The sequence below is a fragment of the Desulfobaculum xiamenense genome (genome assembly GCF_011927665.1).
Taxonomy (GTDB): Bacteria; Desulfobacterota; Desulfovibrionia; order Desulfovibrionales; family Desulfovibrionaceae; genus Desulfobaculum; species Desulfobaculum xiamenense.
Genome location: NZ_JAATJA010000001.1, coordinates 573,405 through 591,006 on the forward strand (window position 1 = coordinate 573,405; position 17,602 = coordinate 591,006).

At 61.5% G+C, this 17,602-nt stretch carries 13 protein-coding genes; all 13 read right to left on the minus strand.

Translation table 11 applies throughout. The features are described from left to right. Positions 1 to 39: 39 nt before the first annotated feature. The 13 genes from GGQ74_RS02610 to GGQ74_RS02670 all read right to left on the minus strand — a co-directional run bounded on the left by GGQ74_RS02610 (position 40) and on the right by GGQ74_RS02670 (position 17,583). On the minus strand, positions 40 to 4,611 hold the full coding sequence (locus GGQ74_RS02610; RefSeq protein WP_167939974.1) for a glutamate synthase-related protein: 4,572 nt from the start codon (positions 4,609 to 4,611) through the stop codon (positions 40 to 42). A 373-nt stretch (positions 4,612 to 4,984) separates the two neighbouring features. Continuing rightward, complete coding sequence (locus tag GGQ74_RS02615) at positions 4,985 to 5,680, minus strand: thermonuclease family protein (RefSeq protein ID WP_167939975.1); 696 nt, start codon at positions 5,678 to 5,680, stop codon at positions 4,985 to 4,987. 214 nt (positions 5,681 to 5,894) lie between these two features. Further along, entirely contained in the window at positions 5,895 to 7,667 is a 1,773-nt protein-coding gene (gene rpoD, locus GGQ74_RS02620; protein ID WP_167939976.1) for an RNA polymerase sigma factor RpoD, read from the minus strand. Continuing rightward, positions 7,654 to 9,402 carry a DNA primase gene (dnaG, locus tag GGQ74_RS02625; protein WP_167939977.1) on the minus strand — a complete coding sequence of 583 codons (1,749 nt, stop codon included), beginning with the start codon at positions 9,400 to 9,402 and terminating at the stop codon, positions 7,654 to 7,656. Before dnaG ends, rpoD begins: the two co-directional genes overlap by 14 nt. 17 nt (positions 9,403 to 9,419) lie before the next feature. Beyond that, complete coding sequence (locus GGQ74_RS02630) at positions 9,420 to 11,738, minus strand: endonuclease MutS2 (RefSeq protein ID WP_167939978.1); 2,319 nt, start codon at positions 11,736 to 11,738, stop codon at positions 9,420 to 9,422. Positions 11,739 to 11,769: 31 nt separating this feature from the next. Continuing rightward, positions 11,770 to 12,219, minus strand: a complete 450-nt coding sequence (locus tag GGQ74_RS02635) for a GatB/YqeY domain-containing protein (protein ID WP_167939979.1) — start codon at positions 12,217 to 12,219, stop codon at positions 11,770 to 11,772. 158 nt (positions 12,220 to 12,377) lie between these two features. After that, positions 12,378 to 12,578 carry a 30S ribosomal protein S21 gene (rpsU, locus tag GGQ74_RS02640; protein ID WP_167939980.1) on the minus strand — a complete coding sequence of 67 codons (201 nt, stop codon included), beginning with the start codon at positions 12,576 to 12,578 and terminating at the stop codon, positions 12,378 to 12,380. A 217-nt stretch (positions 12,579 to 12,795) separates the two neighbouring features. Next, positions 12,796 to 12,984, minus strand: coding sequence for a hypothetical protein (locus GGQ74_RS02645; RefSeq protein WP_167939981.1), 189 nt, complete (start codon positions 12,982 to 12,984; stop codon positions 12,796 to 12,798). Positions 12,985 to 13,003: 19 nt separating this feature from the next. Further along, a complete protein-coding gene (locus tag GGQ74_RS02650; RefSeq protein WP_167939982.1) occupies positions 13,004 to 13,276 on the minus strand; it encodes an HU family DNA-binding protein in 273 nt (90 codons plus the stop codon). Between the two features lie 306 nt (positions 13,277 to 13,582). Next, positions 13,583 to 14,392, minus strand: a complete 810-nt coding sequence (gene rsmA, locus GGQ74_RS02655) for a 16S rRNA (adenine(1518)-N(6)/adenine(1519)-N(6))-dimethyltransferase RsmA (protein WP_167939983.1) — start codon at positions 14,390 to 14,392, stop codon at positions 13,583 to 13,585. Positions 14,393 to 14,470: 78 nt separating this feature from the next. Beyond that, a complete protein-coding gene (locus tag GGQ74_RS02660) occupies positions 14,471 to 15,940 on the minus strand; it encodes an alpha,alpha-trehalose-phosphate synthase (UDP-forming) (RefSeq protein WP_167939984.1) in 1,470 nt (489 codons plus the stop codon). Between the two features lie 158 nt (positions 15,941 to 16,098). Further along, positions 16,099 to 16,896 (minus strand): trehalose-phosphatase, encoded by a 798-nt coding sequence (gene otsB / locus GGQ74_RS02665; RefSeq protein ID WP_167939985.1) that lies wholly within the window; start codon positions 16,894 to 16,896, stop codon positions 16,099 to 16,101. A gap of 183 nt (positions 16,897 to 17,079) precedes the next feature. Beyond that, positions 17,080 to 17,583, minus strand: a complete 504-nt coding sequence (locus GGQ74_RS02670; protein ID WP_167939986.1) for a DUF2062 domain-containing protein — start codon at positions 17,581 to 17,583, stop codon at positions 17,080 to 17,082. Positions 17,584 to 17,602 lie beyond the last annotated feature (19 nt).

Genomic DNA, 17,602 nt, shown 5'->3' on the forward strand with positions numbered 1-17,602 from the left:
GCACGGAAGGTGTGTCTATGCGAAGCCGCCAGGCCGGGGTTATTCTGCCTTTGGCGGATGCTTGTGGGCAGGTGCGATTGCGACGAAACGGTCGCCCGCCTCGCGAAGTAGGCCGAGCACGGCCTCGGCTTCGTCGTTCTGGAAGCTGCGCCGCAGTTCCTCGACATATCGGGTGAGCAGGCACTTCACGTCGGCAAGCCCCTCCTCGTCCACGGGGTGAATCTCCACGTCCGCGCCGGTCGCGAGGCGGCGGTTCAGCGATGCCCGCGTAAAGCCGTATTCCGGATACAGGCACTGATAGATGACGCCGCCGGTCATGCCAGCGCACATCCACGGACCGGGGTCGCCCAGTACGACGGCGCGGCCGCCGGTCATGTACTCGAAGGCAAAGCCCTTGAGATGTGCGCGCGTGGCCAGATTACCGAGATCGTCATTCACGGGCTCGGTGATGCGGGCGCCGAAGATGGCATCCGCTCCGGACATGCGCACGCAGGCGCGGGAGTCAGCGTAGTTCTGGATCATGAGCGTGCCGCCGATGGCTCCGTAGGCGAAGCTCTTGCCCGTGGACCCGTCGATGCGCTTGCCCTGCCAGTTCGCGCCCTTGAACACGCCGAGCGTGCCGCCGAAGCAGCCCTTGGCCGTGCCGTCCTGCGCTCCGCCGCCCACGATGCATTCGATGCCGGGGACGTTGAAGGCACACAGGCCGTTGCCAGGGACAGAGGCGTCGAGCCGCAGGAAGGCCTTGCGATCGGAGGCGGGGCCGAATTCACGGCTCATGGCTCCGGCGAGGAAGGTGCCCACGGCCCTGTCCACGCTGCGCACGCCTTCGTCTGTGTAGCGCACGTTTCTGGTCTCGTTCTTCCTGAAGGAGGTCATCGCCATGTCGGAAATGAGTCGGGTCAGATAGTCCAAAGGCTTGCGCGTGGTACGCACGCTCGCGGCGATGGGGGCCGGAGTGTCGGCCAGTTGCGCGTCGAGCAGTTCGCGAAGGGAGATGTCCTCCCGCATGCGGATCTGTTCCAGCAGGTCCGTGCGGCCAACAACATCGGCAAGCCTACGCACGCCGAGCCGGGCGAGGATGCTGCGCATCTCCTCACCGATGTAGCCGAGAAGCCGGACGAGGTTGCCGGTTTCCTCGGCCACCTGCACAGGGTGGAATCCCTTCACGCCGCGCTCCGCAGCCTGCTCCTTGGTGCGCAATTGCGTGGATATGCCACGGGGGCAGAGGTCCAGGTGGCAGCGCTGGCAGCTAATGCAGCCAAGGCCCATGAGACTCACGGTGCCAAGCCCCACGCGGTTCGCGCCAAGCATGATCATCTTGAGCACGTCCGCGCCGGAGCGCATGCCGCCGTCGCACCACAGTTCCACGCCATCGCGCAGGCCGGACTCGATGAGCGCCCGATGCGCCAACGACACGCCGATTTCCGCAGGCAGGCCCACGTACTTCTTGGCGTGCTCGCGCGCAGCGCCGGTGCCGCCATCGAAGCCGGAGATGTTCACAATGTCCGCTCCGGCCTTGGCCACACCCACGGCAATGGTGCCGACGCCGCTGGTGACCGGAATCTTGACGCTGATGCGCGCCTCGGGATTGGCGGTCTTCAGTTCGGCGATGATCTGGGCAAGGTCCTCGATGGAGTAGATGTCATGATGGTTCGAGGGCGAGATGAGCGCGATGCCGGGCTTGCAATGCCGCGCCCCGGCCACCATCTCGGTAACCTTCTGACCGGGCAGGTGTCCGCCCTCGCCGGGCTTTGCGCCCTGACCGACCTTGATTTCGAGGAAGTCTGCGGAATTGAGGAAGTCCATGTGCACGCCGAACCGGCCGGACGCAATCTGCTGACCGCGATTGTGCCGGTAGCGGCCGAGCATGTCGGGAATCTCGCCGCCCTCTCCGTTCATGCACACGATGTTCAGTTCGCGCGCGGTTTCGGCGTAGGTGCGAAACGAGTTCTCGCCCTGCGACCCAAAGGACATGGCCGGGATGACCAGCGGCATGGAGTGGTTGCCGCAGGTGATGTCCACATCGCTCATGGCGAGGGACGCGCCCTTCTCCACCTTACGGAAGCTCAAGAGGTGGCGCAGAGCCACCGGCGCTTCGGCCTCGATCTCTTCGAGACTGCGGGCCATCTCGCGGTATCCGGTGCGGCCTTCGGCGGCGGCGCGCAGAACGCGCCCCACCTTGGCGTTGCGCTGCGGATCACGCCAGAGCTGGGCGTCTTCATTCTCTGCGAAGCGCTCAAGGCGACGGATGGCCATGCGCTGGAGCCGCGCGAAGGACAGGCCCTGCTCCTGGCTGGCGCAGAAGTTGGGGCAGCCGAACGCGGCGGCCAGATCATCCGCAAGGCCGATGGAGGCGAAAATGCGTCCGTAGCCGCAGATTTCATGGATGCCCATGGTGGACATCACCTTCTCCATGCCCTTTTGCAGCACGTCCATGGTCACGCGGATGACCTCCTCCGCAGGACGGGACTCTGTGGCATGCTCGCGCGCCATGCGCCAGATGAGGTACGGATTGAGCGCATCCGCGCCAAGGCCCATGAGGAACATGAGATCGTGCAGATTGCGGATGGCTGCCGAACGCACGATGATGGAGCACTCGCGGCGCAGACCGGCGGCATTGAGTGCAGCGCCAAGGCTGGCCACGGCAAGGCCGGGATCGATGAATACACGGCTGTCGGTAAAGGTCGCCGAATCGTCCACAAGCAGCAGCACGGCCCCGTTGCGCACGGCCTCGCAGGCCTCATCGCACAGAATGGCCATGCGGGCCGCAAGGGATTCATCCGCCGGGGCGAAGGTCGCGTCCAGCACGCGCACACGGGCCGTGTCGCGCCGCTGGGCGGTGAAGAACGACAGAACTTCCTCAAGCGTCTGCGTGCCGAAGGACGCGGCTATCTCCGCCATGTTCGCGTGCGGAACGGCATTGCCAAGGCACCCGCCAAGCAGGATGGGCGACTTGAGAATGAGGCCAACGGCGGAGGGGGATTTCTCGCCCCAGGCGTCCGGCCTGTCACCGAGGATGACCCGCGTGGAAAAGTGGTCAGCCTCGCGCTCGCGGTCGATGGCCGGATTGGTGACCACCGCCACGTTTTCCTTGAAGAATTCGGAGATGCCCGGCAACGCCTGCTCATTGAGGCAAGCCAGCGGTCCCATGTGCCCCATGGACCCGATGACGGCGCGCCCGGTCGTGGCGACCTTGTGACGCATATCCACGTCGTACTTCTGCCAGCCAAGGGCCGCCAGAGCGTTCTGCCGCACCAATTCGTCCTCGGAAAGGCCGGATGCGGCGGACTGGCCAAGGAAATCCGCAAGCGCCGGGACCGCGTCCTTCTGGGGCGGGATTTCCTGATACAGCGAATGGATGGAACCGAGCGCCTTCTTGCGGGACTTCATAAGCGTGACAAGACGACGCTGGAAGGTGGAGCAGTCAAGGACGACGCCCCTTCGGCCCTGCCCGGAAATGATGGCGATCTTTTCGCCGGGGGCCAGCGGCTTGGGGTCCGTGGCGTTGAATTCGATGTCCACCACGCCCTTTTCCGAGGACAGGAAGAAATCGTAATCCGATTCGCCGAACCACAGCGGGCGCAGGCCCAGCGCATCGACGCTGCCCATCACCACATGACCATGGCGGGCGATGACGGCGGCCGGTCCCTGTGCCGACGGGGGGAAGAACCAGCGGTAGAAGGAATAGACGTCCTGCAAATCCTTGTGATAGCGGGCGACCTCGGAATGGACCGCCGGAAAGACCATGGCGAAGGCTTCCATGGGATCAAACCCGTAGAGGTTGATCAGACCTTCGAGAATGCGGTTGAGATCCTGCGAATCGCTGCCGCCGGGGACAGGCTCGATGCCGAGTGTGCGGCCGGTGCTGCGCAGGCGCTCGATGGTGTTGATCTCGCCGTTGTGCCCAAGCAGGGAGAACGGTTGCGAACGCTCCACCGTGGGCAGGGTGTTGGTGGAATAGCGGCTGTGGCCAAGGGTCATCACGGAGCGGGTGTCGGGGTTCTGCAATTCGGGGTACACCCGCGCCAGCAGATCCGGAACGCCGCGCACCTTGTACACGACGCTGTCGCCGGACAGGGAGGCGATGTGCATGTCCGGGAATACGACCTCCAGCTCCATCTGGATGCCGAAAAGCAGTTCCGGCCCCCGTGCGAGGTCGGCCTCGGAGATCATACCCGCCACCTGCCAGAACAGCGGAGCCTCGGCATGGGCCATGGGGCCAAGCTCCTCGTCGCGCGTGGCACCCACCACCTCGTGCAGCAGCTCAATGCCCTTGGCCGCAAAGGTGGCCCGAATGCCGGACATGATGGTGTCCGCGTCGCTCCTGATGGCGTGGGGCAGCAGGAAATGCCCAACGAAAAATCCACGGCTTTCGGCAAGATGGCGCGACAGGCCAGCCTTCTCAAGGCGAGCGGCCCACACTTCGCGCGGGATGTCCGTCATTATGCCGCAGCCGTCGCCCTCGTCGTTGATGTCACCTGAACGGTGCGCCATTTTCTTGAGGGCTTCGATGGTCTTGACGATATTTGCGTGTGAGGAATGGCCGCGCTTATCAACGAAGGCGATAATTGCGCAGGCATCATTTTCCTTGGCTATTGGTGCGCGATTCATGCGTGCGTGTCCTCTTTGCATGTGTCCATGAGCACGGGCTGGTCTTCGCGTCGATTCGCGACCGGATTGGTGCCGACCGCCACGTCCCCTTGCGAAGACCGATAGCGCCCCTTCCCTTATATCTCACATTGGGCTGACCAGAATACGGCTTTCACCCAACACCGTCAAACTAAAAACACTCTTTTTGCCAATTATGAAACTATTCGATTTTCATAATTGTAACAAGACAAGTATTTCAACATATTGTGTTTTCAAGCCCAAAGCGATGGCTCGACGCAAAAAAACGCGGGAATGGCGGCCATTTCGAGCCTGTTGCCATTCCCGCGTCTGTTCGGATTTCCCTCACTTCGCGAAAGCCATGCAGCTTTGTCCCTCACTGGGCAAAGGGCGAATACTTCCGCGCCGGACTGTAGCCCTGTTCGAGCGCCTCGCGCAGGTTGTCGAACTCGACCTGATTTTTGCGGCGGATATCCTTGGCCGCCGAGGAGCCTTTCGGAAAGGCGCGGCGCGAGTGGGCGTTGCCTATCCATTTGCGCTTTGCGTGACGCGTGTCGAGTACCTTTGGCCAGAAGCCTCGTTCCCCGGCAATGGCAGCGCTCTGGAGCGCCGTGTAGCGCTTGACCATGGAATCCGGCTGTCCGGAAAACCAGTAGTGAAAGGCCAGTCCGACGCGCAGCAGTTCCTCGTTGCACACCCGGCCGTCCCGAAGCCGGACGGTGCCGAGCAGGCGACCGTGCCTGTCCTTGTGTGGTTGCACGGTGTTGATGGTGACGCTGTCCCTACCGATGAGCGAACGGAGCATGGCGCGGGCATCGGCCGCACCCGTCTGGTCTGGATCGCCGTCCTTTCCGGTTTCCGGCGTATCGATGCCCACCAGACGCACCCAGCGTCCGTCGGCGAGGCGGATGGTATCGCCGTCTGGAATCCAACGGACGCGAGCCGTGAACGTGGCGGCTCCCGCCATATCAACGCACAGGACGAGCGCCAGTAACAGGCACAGGGCACAATGGCGCGCAATGGCATGGAACGAATCGGTAATGATGGATTTGTGGGAGAGGAACGTATTCATGAGCGGGGTGTCTATCCCGCCCCGAGTGCGGAGTCAAAGCCCTGCACACATACACGACAAGAAGCGGCACTACGCGGCGGATCGGGACCGACTCCCCGGAAGATGAAATAGGTCCGTTCACCCGCCCCACTCCACCGAATCTGCCACAGAAAGAAGACGGCCCGCATGGCTGATGCCATGCGGGCCGTCTTTGGACCGGAATGCGTTCGCGGGTCTAGCTCTCGTAGTAGGAACGGAGCTGGGCGCTGCGGACGGGGTGGCGTAGCTTGCGCAGCGCCTTGGCCTCGATCTGCCGGATTCGCTCACGGGTGACGTTGAAGAGCTTGCCAACTTCCTCAAGGGTGTGGTCGCTCTTCTCGCCAATGCCGAAGCGCTTGCGCAGTACCTGCTCCTCGCGGGGGGTGAGGTCGGACAGCACACTCGCGATCTGCTCGCTGAGCTTGGTGTTGACCACTTCCTCGGCGGGAGCGGCGGCCTTCTTGTCCTCGATAAAATCACCCAAGCTCGAATCTTCCTCGTCACCGATGGGGGTTTCGAGGGAAATGGGTTCCTTGGCGATCTTGAGGACCTTCTTGACCTTGTCGATGGGGTAGTCCATGCGCTCGGCGATTTCCTCGGGCGTGGGGTCACGGCCGAGTTCCTGCACGAGGTAGCGGGACGTCCTGATGAGCTTGTTGATGGTCTCGATCATGTGCACGGGGATGCGGATGGTACGGGCCTGATCCGCTATGGCGCGGGTAATGGCCTGCCGAATCCACCACGTCGCGTAGGTCGAGAACTTGTAGCCGCGCTGGTACTCGAACTTATCCACGGCCTTCATGAGGCCGATGTTGCCTTCCTGGATAAGGTCGAGGAACTGCAGACCGCGGTTGGTGTACTTCTTGGCGATGGACACAACCAGCCGCAGGTTGGCGCGGATAAGCTCCTGCTTGGCGCGGGAGGCGGAATTGTTGCCGTGCTTGATGCGCCACAGCACCTCTTCGAGGTCGCCCACCTGATGGCAACACTTCAGTTCGAGGCGCTTCAAGATTTCGATCTTGCCGGAAATGATTTCCTTGAAGGAGAACATCTCCTCGACGGTCAGCCCCAGTTCGCCGGCGACGACCATGGGATTGATCTCGCGGGCGTCGAGTTTCTCGAACAGCTCGCGGATTTCCTGAGTGGGCTTGCCGGTGGAAAGCAGGTACGCGGAAAGGTCGCGCTGGCAGTTGTGCATCTGCCGCACGTAGTCGCCCACGGTCTCGATGATGCCGTCGATCAGGGTCTTTTCGAGCTTGATGTCGCGAAGCCTGGTGACGATCTCTTCCTTGTAGGCGAGAATTTCGTTTTGGATACCCGCTACGCGCTTGTCGAGCGTGGCGCACTGATCCTGCTTCTCGTAGATCTTCCTTTTCTTCTTGTATATCTTGCCGATCTCATCGAGCAGGAAGATGACCCGCTGGCGCTGGTTCATCTCGTCCTCGCTGGGATCGTCTTCCTCGATGGTCTTGACGACGTCCTTCAGCTTGATGCGTCCGTCTTCGAGGCTTTCGCCAACGGAGATAAGCTCCTCGATGGCGACAGGCACCTCGACAAGGGCGTAGAGCACATCCAGCTCGCCCTCTTCGATCTTCTTGGCGATGACGACTTCGCCATCGCGGTCAAGCAGGGAAACGGCACCCATCTCGCGCAGGTACATGCGCACGGGATCGGTGCTGCGAGAGGCGTAGTCCGCGCTGTCTTCGGTATCGGTCAGCTCCAGCCCGCCATCGTCGCACGTCTCTTCGGACTCCTCGACGACCTGCATGCTCAGCTCGTCGCCTTCCCTCTCGTTATCGACGATGGCAATGTCCATCTGCTCGAAGATGCCGATGACTTCTTCGATCTGATCAGGCTTGTTGATCTCCGCGGGCAGGGCCTTGCTGACCTCGTCGAAAGTCAGGAATCCCTTTTTTCTGCCCTCTGCGATCAGAGCCTTGATCTGCTGGATTTCCTTAATGTTGCTCATCTAGCCTCCCTAAGATCTCCTGCTGCAGCCTCAAAAGCCGCTCCACTTCCGTCTGGTCGCCGTTCATCTGGGCCCTTCGCAGGGCGTCGATGGTGAACCGCTTCTGGCAATTGAGCCGCACGCGTTCGAGATGTTCGCACACCTCGCACCATTCCCGCTCCACCTGCTCGTCGCTTTCGTGGGTCTTGAGACGGCATTCAACCCAATACCTCTTTTCCGGCTCGGTAAGCAACGGAAAGACATCGATATCGGGCTGTGCGGCCATCTTGTCCCACAGTCCACGCGCGAACGGAGTCGAGAGAGCTTCCCCCATGCCTCTGGCTTCAAGCTCCCGCACATAGCGGGTGTTGCGTACGGCAAACCGCATGAGCTGGCGGTCAAGCTTCTCGCCCCGTGAGAGCGGCGACGTGCGGCGCGTGCCCACAATCGCACCGGAGCCGACCTCGGGCGCTGGTCCGGCCGTCTGCCGGGCGTCCGCCTTCAGTCTGCTCCGCAAATCCTGCTCGTTCAGCCCTATATTCAGGGCCACTTCGGAAATGATGGCGGACTTCCATTCTGGATTCTGCAAGGTGCCCAAAAACGTGTGCACCCAGTCCACCATTTCGCGCGTCGAGGCGTGCCCGACGGTGCGCAAACAATACTTAAGTCCATCTTCGGCGTTGTCCAGAAGCTCGCGAAAAGCTTCGGCTCCGTGCGTCTGGAGTAGGCTGTCCACGTCCTCGCCATCGGGGAGGATGACCACGCGACATTTCAGCCCCTGGCCGAGGATCATCTCGCACGAGCGCATGGCGGCCTTGCGTCCCGCCCTGTCGCCGTCGAAGACCAGCCGCAGGTCCGAACAGAATCCGCCAATCCGGCGCACCTGCTCGGTGGTGAGCGCCGTTCCGAGCACGCCGCAGGCATTCGTGAAGCCGAACTGATGCAGCGAGAGAACGTCGATGTATCCCTCGGTCAGAAGCGCGGTCTTCTCGTGCGCGATGGTCCGGCGCGCCTGAAACAGTCCGTAAAGATGCTCTCCCTTCGTGTAGATGGGAGATTCTCCGCTGTTCAGGTACTTGGGATCGTCACCGGTGAGCGTCCGCGCGCCAAAGGCGATGACCTGTCCCGAAAGGTTGTTGATGGGGAACATCAGCCGCCCGCGGAAGCGGTCGTAGATGTTGCCTCGCTCGTTGCGAATGAGCAGCCCCGCCGCAGCGGCGTTCTCCGGGGAGAATCCGCGGCTACGCAGGGCGGTTTCCAGCGCGTGCCAGTCGTCCGGGCTGTAGCCGAGGCCGAAAGCGTTCACAACCTCGGGCGAGAGTCCGCGCTTGGCGATGTACTCGCGGGCGATGCTCCCGGACGGGGCGTCAAGGCTCGCACGGTAGAACTGCTCGGCGAGGGCGTGCATCTTGATGCTGTCGCCCCGCAGCTTGCGCCGCTCGTCCATCACCGGGTCCGGGCGCGCGTTCTCCAGCTGGATGCCGAGTTCATCGGCCAATTGCGCGAGTCCCTCGCGAAAATCCAGCCCGTTGATCTGGCAGTAGAAATCTATCACATCTCCGGAGGCTCGGCATCCAAAACAATAGTAGTAGCCATCCGGATGAACGGTGAACGAGGGTTTGGTTTCCTGATGGAAGGGGCAGGGAGCCATAAAACGGCCGCCAGCGCGTTTGAGGTCCACATACCTGCGGACCAGCTCGACGATGTCGAGCCGCGCCTTGATCGCCGCTATCGCTCCGGAATCTATCTTCGCCATGCCCTACTCCACCATTCTTACTTCAACTCCACGATCGTCATGCCATCGCCGCCCTGATCTTCCGGTGCAAGACTATAACTGTCAACCGGCGGGAATGTCCGCAGAAATTCGTGAACTTCACGCCGAAGCGCTCCCGTTCCCCGCCCATGCACGATTTCCACGCGATGGTGGCCGGAGAGCACAGCTCCGTCGATGTAGCGCGCCAGTTCGGCCAAGGCCGCATCGGCCCGCATGCCGCGAAGATCCAGCGACAGCGACGCGCTCTTGCGCACGTTTGCCGTCCCCGTCGCAGCCGGACGCACTGTGCCGCCCTGCTTCGCCTGCGGTGCAATCTCGGAGAGGCCGACCCAGACGGCGACGCCGCCCATGTCCAGCTTCACGCGCTGGCGACGGTCGTCCTTCTCCTGCACCACGCCGTTCTTGCCCCATGCCGCGTAGCCATAGGTGCCGCCGACGGTCACGTCTGTCCATGCCAGTTCATCGGAGACGGCCGGAGCGATCGGAGTCTCCGCCGCAACGCCGCTGCCGGTCCCGGCCAGAGACTGTCTGGCCTCGGCGAGCTTGCGGCGGGCTTCCTTGTGCCCGATACGGCCCTTGTTCCACTCTTGCAGAACGCTCTGGGCCTGTGCGCGAATCTCGTCCATGAGCACCTTCTTCTCACGCTCGTAGCGCTCGGAGAACCGCAGCCGCTTGTCATGCAGCTTGTGGCGCTCCTCTTCGAGGGCACTCAACTCGTTCGCGCGGGCAACGGCAAGCTCGTTCAAACGTTCGACGATACGCGAGGTATCGGAACCGTCGAGCAGCAGATACTGCTCGGCGCGCTGAAGAATCTCCTCGGGCAGGCCGTGCTCGCGGGCAACGTCCAGCGCCTGACTCGCGCCGACCTGATCGTAGGCCAGCTGATACAGGGGCTTCTTGCTCACGGGGTGGAACAGCACGGAGGCCGCGCGCACACCTTCCCTGCTCAGGGCATAGGCCTTGAGCGCCGGGAAATGGGTAGCCACGCCGAGCCACGCGCCCTTGTCCAGCACGCTGTCGACAACGGCCTGCGCAAGCGCCGCGCCCTGGCTCGGGTCGGTACCAGCGCCGAATTCGTCCATGATCACCAGCGTGCGGTCGTCGATGGCCGCGAACGCGCCGGACAGATGTTTGATCTGCGCGGTGAAGGTGGACAGCGAATCCTCGATGCTCTGCTCGTCGCCAAGCACAACGAAAATGCGGCCCCATGCGGGCATGGAGCTTCCCTCGTCCGCACTGACCGGCAGTGCCGAAAGCGCCATCAGCGCAGCAAGGCCCATGGTCTTCAGGCACACGGTCTTGCCACCGGCGTTGCCGCCACTGATGATCAGCGCCCGCTGCCCCTCATGCAGGACAATGTCCACGGGGATGGCGTGACCGCCAGTCTTCATGAGCAGCGGATGGCGCACGGTACGCAGATTCAGCGGGCTTCCCTCGCCGATTTCGATGGTCCGGGCGTCGTAGTCACCGGCGAAAGAGGTCTTGGCGGCGAGCATGTCGCTCGTGATGAGGAATTCGTACGCGCCCTCAAGCTCGTCGTACTCCTGCCGGGCAAGGTCCGTAAGGAAGCGCAGCACCTCGCGTTCGGCCTCGCGCTCCTCCTGCTTGAAGTCCTGCAACTGGTTGTTCATATCGACGAGGAACAACGGCTCGCAGTAGCAGGTTTCGCCGGTCTGCGAATAGTCGTGGATGACGCCGCGCACGCGTCCCTTCGCGCCCGTCTTCAGGGGAATGACGTAGCGATCGGACGAGATGGTAACGAAGTCGTCCTGAAGGAAATTCGACAGGCCTTCGTTCTCGATGAATTCCTTGACACGCTTGTAGCAGCGGCTGTGAATCTGGCGGATTTCCTGCCGCACGGAGAAGAGTTCCGGCGAGGCTTCGTCACGGATATTGCCGTCGCGCCCGAGGCAACGCCGCAGGGCGGACCAGAGCTTCTGCGGCCAGTTGCGCCCCACCAGAGCGGCCAGAAGCGGAAAACGCTCCTCGTCGATCCGCTCCAGCACCTCGCGGGCTTCGCGGGCGGTGCCAAGCACTTCGGAAACGGCCCACAAGGCGTCGAGATCAAGCACGGCAGAGGGCTGCCCGAGATGTTCGAACAGCCCGTCAAGCGGGGGAAAGGTGCCGAGCTTGAAACGCGTTTCCGCATTCCATGTCAGCCACTGCCTCAGAAGATCGAGTTCATGCGCAAGCGTAAGAGAGTCCTCGAACGGACGGATGGCCAAAACACGTTGTGCGCCCGATTCGGATGCGCAGTATCCGGCCACCAGTTCGAGAACCTTGGGGAACTCGAGAAGCTGGAGAGTTCGCGATTCCATATGATGATGCTGTAGAAAAATGCGTTCGCGACTAGGCGGAAAGCCTTGCGCGCACGATGGATGACAGCTCCTTGCCGTCGATTCTGCCCTTGTAGGCTGCGGTGATAGCACCCATGACGCGTCCCATGTCCTTCATGCCCTGTGCGCCGAGTTCCGTGATGGTTTCGGCGATTACGCGCTCGATCTCTTCGGTGGAGAGAGGCTCGGGCAGGTACTCCTTGAGGATGGCCATTTCGGCCGCTTCCTTGTCGGCAAGTTCGGTGCGTCCGGCGCTGGTGAACTGGTCGATGGATTCCTGACGCTGCTTGACCTGCTTGGCAACGAGATCGAGTGCCTCGTCGTCGGTCGGCTCGCGCATCAGTTCGACCTGCTTGTTCTTGAGGGAGGTCTTGAGCATGCGCAGAACAGAGACGCGATCCTGGTCCTTGGCCTTGTAGGCGGTAACGAAGTCAGATTCGATTTTCTTGATGAGGCTGCTCATGACGTTTGCTCCGCGGCGGGCATCCGTGGGGATGCGCCTTGCTTGGTGAATAAAGGAATGCGGGGCGGCGTTCACGCCGCCCCGCACAACTTGAGGGATCGGTAATGGTGCCCACCTTGCGGCAGGCCGCCAACCGCACTCCGTAGAACGGAAGGCGATTAACCCATATTGATCTTGCGCATCTTCTTGACAAGCCTCTTGCGGGCGGCAGCCATCTTCTTCTTGCGCTGCACGCTGGGCTTCTCGAAGTGCTGACGCTTCTTCAGCTCGGACAGGAGGCCGGACTTTTCGACCTGCTTCTTGAAACGGCGAAGAGCGGCATCAAAGTTTTCGTTATCCTCGAGGATTACACCGGGCATTAAAAATCACCTCCCCCTGAGTGCACGGCTCAAAAAGGCCGCGCCAAAGTAAAGACAGAACTTGTATGCCATCATTACACGCTTGGCAAGAAAAAATCCAGGAGAATTGGCCTTCGACGGACATCCCCTTCCCTTCCGACATTGGCCCATGGGACAAAAGACGGCCCGACCCGCATATGTGCGGATCGGGCCGAACAAGTCGTCATGAGGCCGGGGACTAATGAGAATTAGCGCCGGACTTCGGGTTGGCGACAGTGTCGATGTAGGCTTTCACAGCGGCGTAGCCCACGGCGAGACCGAGGATGCCCAACACGAGATAGAGCGTTCCAAAGAAAACGACATGGTCAGGAGCCCACCAGGGGAGATCCCAGGGCAGGGCGCTGTGAAGAGTTTCTCCATGGATCATACTGTCCTCCCTTGAGACTTTACTTTACGGCGTCTTTCAGGAGCTTGCCAGGACGGAACTTGACAACCTTGGAAGAGGGAATCTCGATCTGCTCGCCGGTGCGGGGGTTGCGACCGGTGCGGGACTTGCGCTCCTCAACAACGAAGGTACCGAAGCCGGTAAGGGTCAGCTTGCCGTCTTTCACGAGGGTAGCCTCGACGGTATCCAGAAAAGCATTCAGGGAACGCTCAGCATTGGCCTTGGTGATGTTGGCCTTCTCAGCAATCTTAACAACCAGATCAGCCTTAGTCATCAGTCCTTCCTCCTCATAGAAGTTTGTCTCTATCTCCCCAAAAACAACTTTCCTATCACCATGTCCGCCTTCGGCGAGGCAACTTCGCTTTCACTGAAGCTTGTGGCCCATTGTGCCGTTGTGGACCAGTGCAGCCCTACTCGCATGCGTTTGCACGCTTTTCAATGCCCCATAAAGCAAAAGAAGGTTCGTGTCCAGTGGTTTACGGGATTTACCCTTCCCCTTTAGTGAGGCATACGGCTGAAACCCGCCCATGGCGCGGCCCCAGCCGTCGCATTGAACATTGGCAACAGAATCTCAATCATGTCAAGCCATAAAATGCACATTAACCAGTGCTGACAAGGCCTGGAAGTGGGTCGGGGCCAATTCCTCAGGCCGTGTCCGGGGTGTATGACCAAGGGAAGCCAGAAGGGCTTCGACATCGTCATTCCACAATGTTTTCAGTATCTTACCAAGCTGCTTGCGCCTATTCTGGAAGCAGAGTTTCACCAGCCCGGACAAGGCCTCGGGGTCGAAGACTTTTTCTTCCGAAAGTGGCTCGAACGAGAGCACGGAAGAGTCCACCTTGGGCCTTGGCGTGAACACGTTGGGGCCAACGGTGAACTCGTGGCGTGGCCTGACGTAGCTCTGCACCCATACGGTCAGCGCGCCATAGGCTTTGGTGCCCGGTTCGGCGGTGAGGCGCTGCCCCACTTCCTTCTGGATCATGAACACCGCGCGGCGCAGCCCCTTCGCCCGGCTGAAGATGTCCCACATGAGCGGCGAGGCGACATTGTACGGAAGATTGCCGATGATCTTCCACGGCACATCCGCCGACAGCGCCTCCCAGCGCACGCACAGCGCGTCCGCGGCCAGCGGCTGGACCTCCGGACACTTCTCGCGCAACTCCAGCGCGAGGTCGAGATCGCGCTCCACGGCGGCGTAGAGTGCCGGGGCGGCCTCGGCTATATGACAGGACAGCGCGCCGTGGCCCGGACCGATCTCGATGACACGATCATCGGGTTCGATACGCAAGGCCGCGACGATCTTGCGGCAGATGTTGGCATCGTGCAGAAAATTCTGGCCGAAGCGCTTCTTGGCGAAGCGGCCGTAGCGGGGAGTCTCGATCTTATTCACGTTGTCACTTCGTTTTCGACGCGTGGGCGTCGGATGGTGGATGCCGCCCTATGCACGTGGATGCCGGGCAGTTCGGGGTCACGCCCCGTGGTAATCCACGACCTCCTGCGGCGGGAAGTCGTCGAGTTGTCTGTCAAAGGCCGCCTTGAGAAACGAATCGACCCACCAGTAGATGTCGTACTTGCGAATCGCGGTCTGCATCTTGTGCATGCGCGCCCGCTTCTCGTCAAGAACCATGTGGTACGCCTCGAAAATGGCATCAGCCACGCCCTCGGTGTCGTAGGGGTTGACGAGCAGCGCCCCACGCTGGAGTTGCGCCGCCGCGCCCGCGAATTCGGAGAGCACCAATACGCCGTCCCCGGACAGGTTGCAGGCGCAGTACTCCTTGGCCACGAGGTTCATGCCGTCGCGCAGCGGGGTAACCAGCGCCATGCGCGACGCGCGGTAATAGGCCACAAGCTCCGCCCTGTCGAGATTCCGGTACTGATAGTGGATGGGCGACCAGCCCGGCACCGCGAACTGCCCATTGATCTCGCTGACGAGGCTTTCGATGCGCTGCTTCATCGTCTGATATTCCTGCACGGTTTCCCTGCTGGGAACGACGATCTGGACGAGGGACAGTTTCTCGCGCAGTTCCGGATACTTGAGGAGCAGCGTGCGCATGGCTTCGAGGCGTTCGGGAATGCCCTTGCTATAGTCGAGCCTGTCCGCCCCGATGATGAGGAATCTGCGCCGGAACGCCGCATGGACCTGATCGGCCTGCTCCGCCGCCGCGCGGGTGCGGGCCTGATTCGAGAACTCGCGATAGTCGATGCTGATGGGGAAATAGCCCACCTTCACCTGCCTGCCCTGCCCGTTCAGGTGCACCACGGGGCCGCGCCCGGAGGGCTTGAGGTCCCGGCACAGGGTAACGGCACATTGCAGGAAATTCCGCCTGTCGCGAAAGGTCTGGAATCCCACGAGATCGAACTCCAAAAGTGCCCGGATGATTTCCTGACGCCATGGCAGCTTGAGGAAAATGTCCTGCGGCGGGAAAGGGATATGCAGGAAGAATCCGGTCCGCCGAGCGTGCCCGAGTATGCGCAGCATCTGCGCCGCATGCATGAGGTGATAGTCATGCACCCAGACGTAATCGTCCCCCGTGGAATGGGCGGCGATGACCTCGGCGAACTTGCGGTTCACGTCGAGGTAGCTGCGAAAGTAGTCGGGGACGAAGTTGCAGCGGGATTGGAAGTCGTGAAACAGCGGCCAGATGATTTCGTTGGAAAAGCCTTGATAGAAGCCCTGCACCTCGTCTTCGGTGAGGTTGACCCCGTGCAGGTTGTAGCCGGCCTTCTTCGAGAATGCGGACAGATAGGGGGTAAGGTCGTCATCGCATCCAGACCCCGGCCAGCCTATCCAATCGCCCCCCCTGTTGCGAAGCACGGGAGCCAACGCGGTGACCAGTCCGCCCTTGCCCTGCTCCACGCTCCAGCCCTCGCCGCAACGGGAGAGGCTAATGGGAAGCCGATTGGAAACGACGAGCAGCCGGACTGAATTTCTATGCATCATACCGCCCTGAATGGAGTGAACAAATCCGGAATATTGGCACAGTCCTTCCGGAAGGACACCTCATTGTGTACAGAATGGATGATGGCATTGCAAGAAATTCTCAAGCAACATGCGCTGTTGCGTGATATACACACAAATCCGCGCCACGTGCCTTTTCATGTCCTACCAACTAAAACATCCGTCAGGCGCTGAAAAAACGCGATGAGCTCCATCGGCGGGTGGAGTATCCATTGCGCAAGGCTCGGCCGCTCGCATTGCGCGCGAACAATAATTCCCGTTCCATGCCCCGCAAGTGCCGCAAAGGCGTCCTCGTCAGTCAGATCGTCGCCAAGGTAGAAGATCGCCGCCCCGTCCGGTGCTTCTTCCACAATGGTTCGGACCGCCCGATCCTTTCCAAATCCGGCGCAGCGCAGTTCGAGCCCACCGTCAAAGGCATGCAGGACGAGGCCGTCCCGTCCGTCCAACTCGCCCCACGCTCCACGCGCCCATTCCGACGCCTTCGCCCTCTCCTGCTCCGGGAGTGACCGGAGGTGAAACGCGATACAGCCCGGTTTGCGCTCAAGGTTATGGCTATAGCCCGCCGCATTGGCCATGCCTGCCGCACGGGCGAGGGCTTCGCGCGTTTCGTCCTGCATGGCTGGTGGAATGCAACGACCATCGGAAAGCAGCCGCTCCCCGCCGTGACTGCCCCATATCTCCGGCGTGCGCGGCAACGCCAAAAGCGGAAGCAGATCGTCAATGGCCCGGCCCGTCACGAAAACCACACGGCACCGTTCGCCGTCCATCAACCGCGTCACGGCTTCGCACACGCCCGGATACGGAACGGCCTCGGCAGGGTTCGCCACGAATGGCGCGAGAGTTCCGTCGTAGTCGAGGACAAGCACCACTGCGGGAGCCGAGGCCACCCCGGCCCAGAATCCGGAATCCGTCTCCACCTCACTCCATGTGCGCATGGTTCCTCCCGTATCGACGCCGCGCTGGCAACGCGTTGAAATCATGAACAGGTTTCGGTCCGTCATAGCACGCTTGGGGCCGGGAATGAAGTGAGGATCGTTGCGGAGCATCCCGCCAACACGAAGGCCCCCGCAGGAATAACGATCCTGTGGGGGCCTTCGTGTTGGAAATAGTAATCGGGGTCAGCCGATGTGGGTGCGCTTCTTGAGCATGCGCAGCATGCGGCGCTTGCGGTAGACCGAAACGGCCTTGCTGGTGGCGAAGTAGGTGATGACGGACGCCGGAATGCCGAGGATGAGGCCACCGGTCAGCATCATGGCGAAGAGTTCCCAGCCCGCCTCAATGAGTTGCTTCATTTCGAGGTGATGCGGATCGAAACCCGGACCGGCGAACGGCAGGACAAGGCTGCCTACGAGATACAGGCCGTAATAGAAAAACGGCAGGTCCACGGGGTTTGAAATCCATGTTCCGAGCGCCGCGGCGATCTTGTTCCCGCGAAAGACGAACGCCAGTGCGAGCACGACGATGGTCTGAAACGGGATGATGGGCAAAAAGCCGACGAAGATACCGAGGGCGAGGCCCATGGCGATGGAGTGCGGCGTCGCCGCAAGACGCATGATGCGCAGGTAATGGTAGCGGGTCCAGCGCTTGAGCCGGACCCACCGTGACGTACGATTCTTGTTCATCGGAAGTCTGTGACCTGAG

Bases quoted from the DNA above. Each gene is read 5' to 3' on its own strand.
- GGQ74_RS02610 (WP_167939974.1), bottom strand. From the start codon at position 4,611: ATGAATCGCGCACCAATAGCCAAGGAAAATGATGCCTGCGCAATTATC.
- GGQ74_RS02615 (WP_167939975.1), bottom strand. From the start codon at position 5,680: ATGAATACGTTCCTCTCCCACAAATCCATCATTACCGATTCGTTCCAT.
- rpoD (WP_167939976.1), bottom strand. From the start codon at position 7,667: ATGAGCAACATTAAGGAAATCCAGCAGATCAAGGCTCTGATCGCAGAG.
- dnaG (WP_167939977.1), bottom strand. From the start codon at position 9,402: ATGGCGAAGATAGATTCCGGAGCGATAGCGGCGATCAAGGCGCGGCTC.
- GGQ74_RS02630 (WP_167939978.1), bottom strand. From the start codon at position 11,738: ATGGAATCGCGAACTCTCCAGCTTCTCGAGTTCCCCAAGGTTCTCGAA.
- GGQ74_RS02635 (WP_167939979.1), bottom strand. From the start codon at position 12,219: ATGAGCAGCCTCATCAAGAAAATCGAATCTGACTTCGTTACCGCCTAC.
- rpsU (WP_167939980.1), bottom strand. From the start codon at position 12,578: ATGCCCGGTGTAATCCTCGAGGATAACGAAAACTTTGATGCCGCTCTT.
- GGQ74_RS02645 (WP_167939981.1), bottom strand. From the start codon at position 12,984: ATGATCCATGGAGAAACTCTTCACAGCGCCCTGCCCTGGGATCTCCCC.
- GGQ74_RS02650 (WP_167939982.1), bottom strand. From the start codon at position 13,276: ATGACTAAGGCTGATCTGGTTGTTAAGATTGCTGAGAAGGCCAACATC.
- GGQ74_RS02660 (WP_167939984.1), bottom strand. From the start codon at position 15,940: ATGCATAGAAATTCAGTCCGGCTGCTCGTCGTTTCCAATCGGCTTCCC.
- otsB (WP_167939985.1), bottom strand. From the start codon at position 16,896: ATGCGCACATGGAGTGAGGTGGAGACGGATTCCGGATTCTGGGCCGGG.
- GGQ74_RS02670 (WP_167939986.1), bottom strand. From the start codon at position 17,583: ATGAACAAGAATCGTACGTCACGGTGGGTCCGGCTCAAGCGCTGGACC.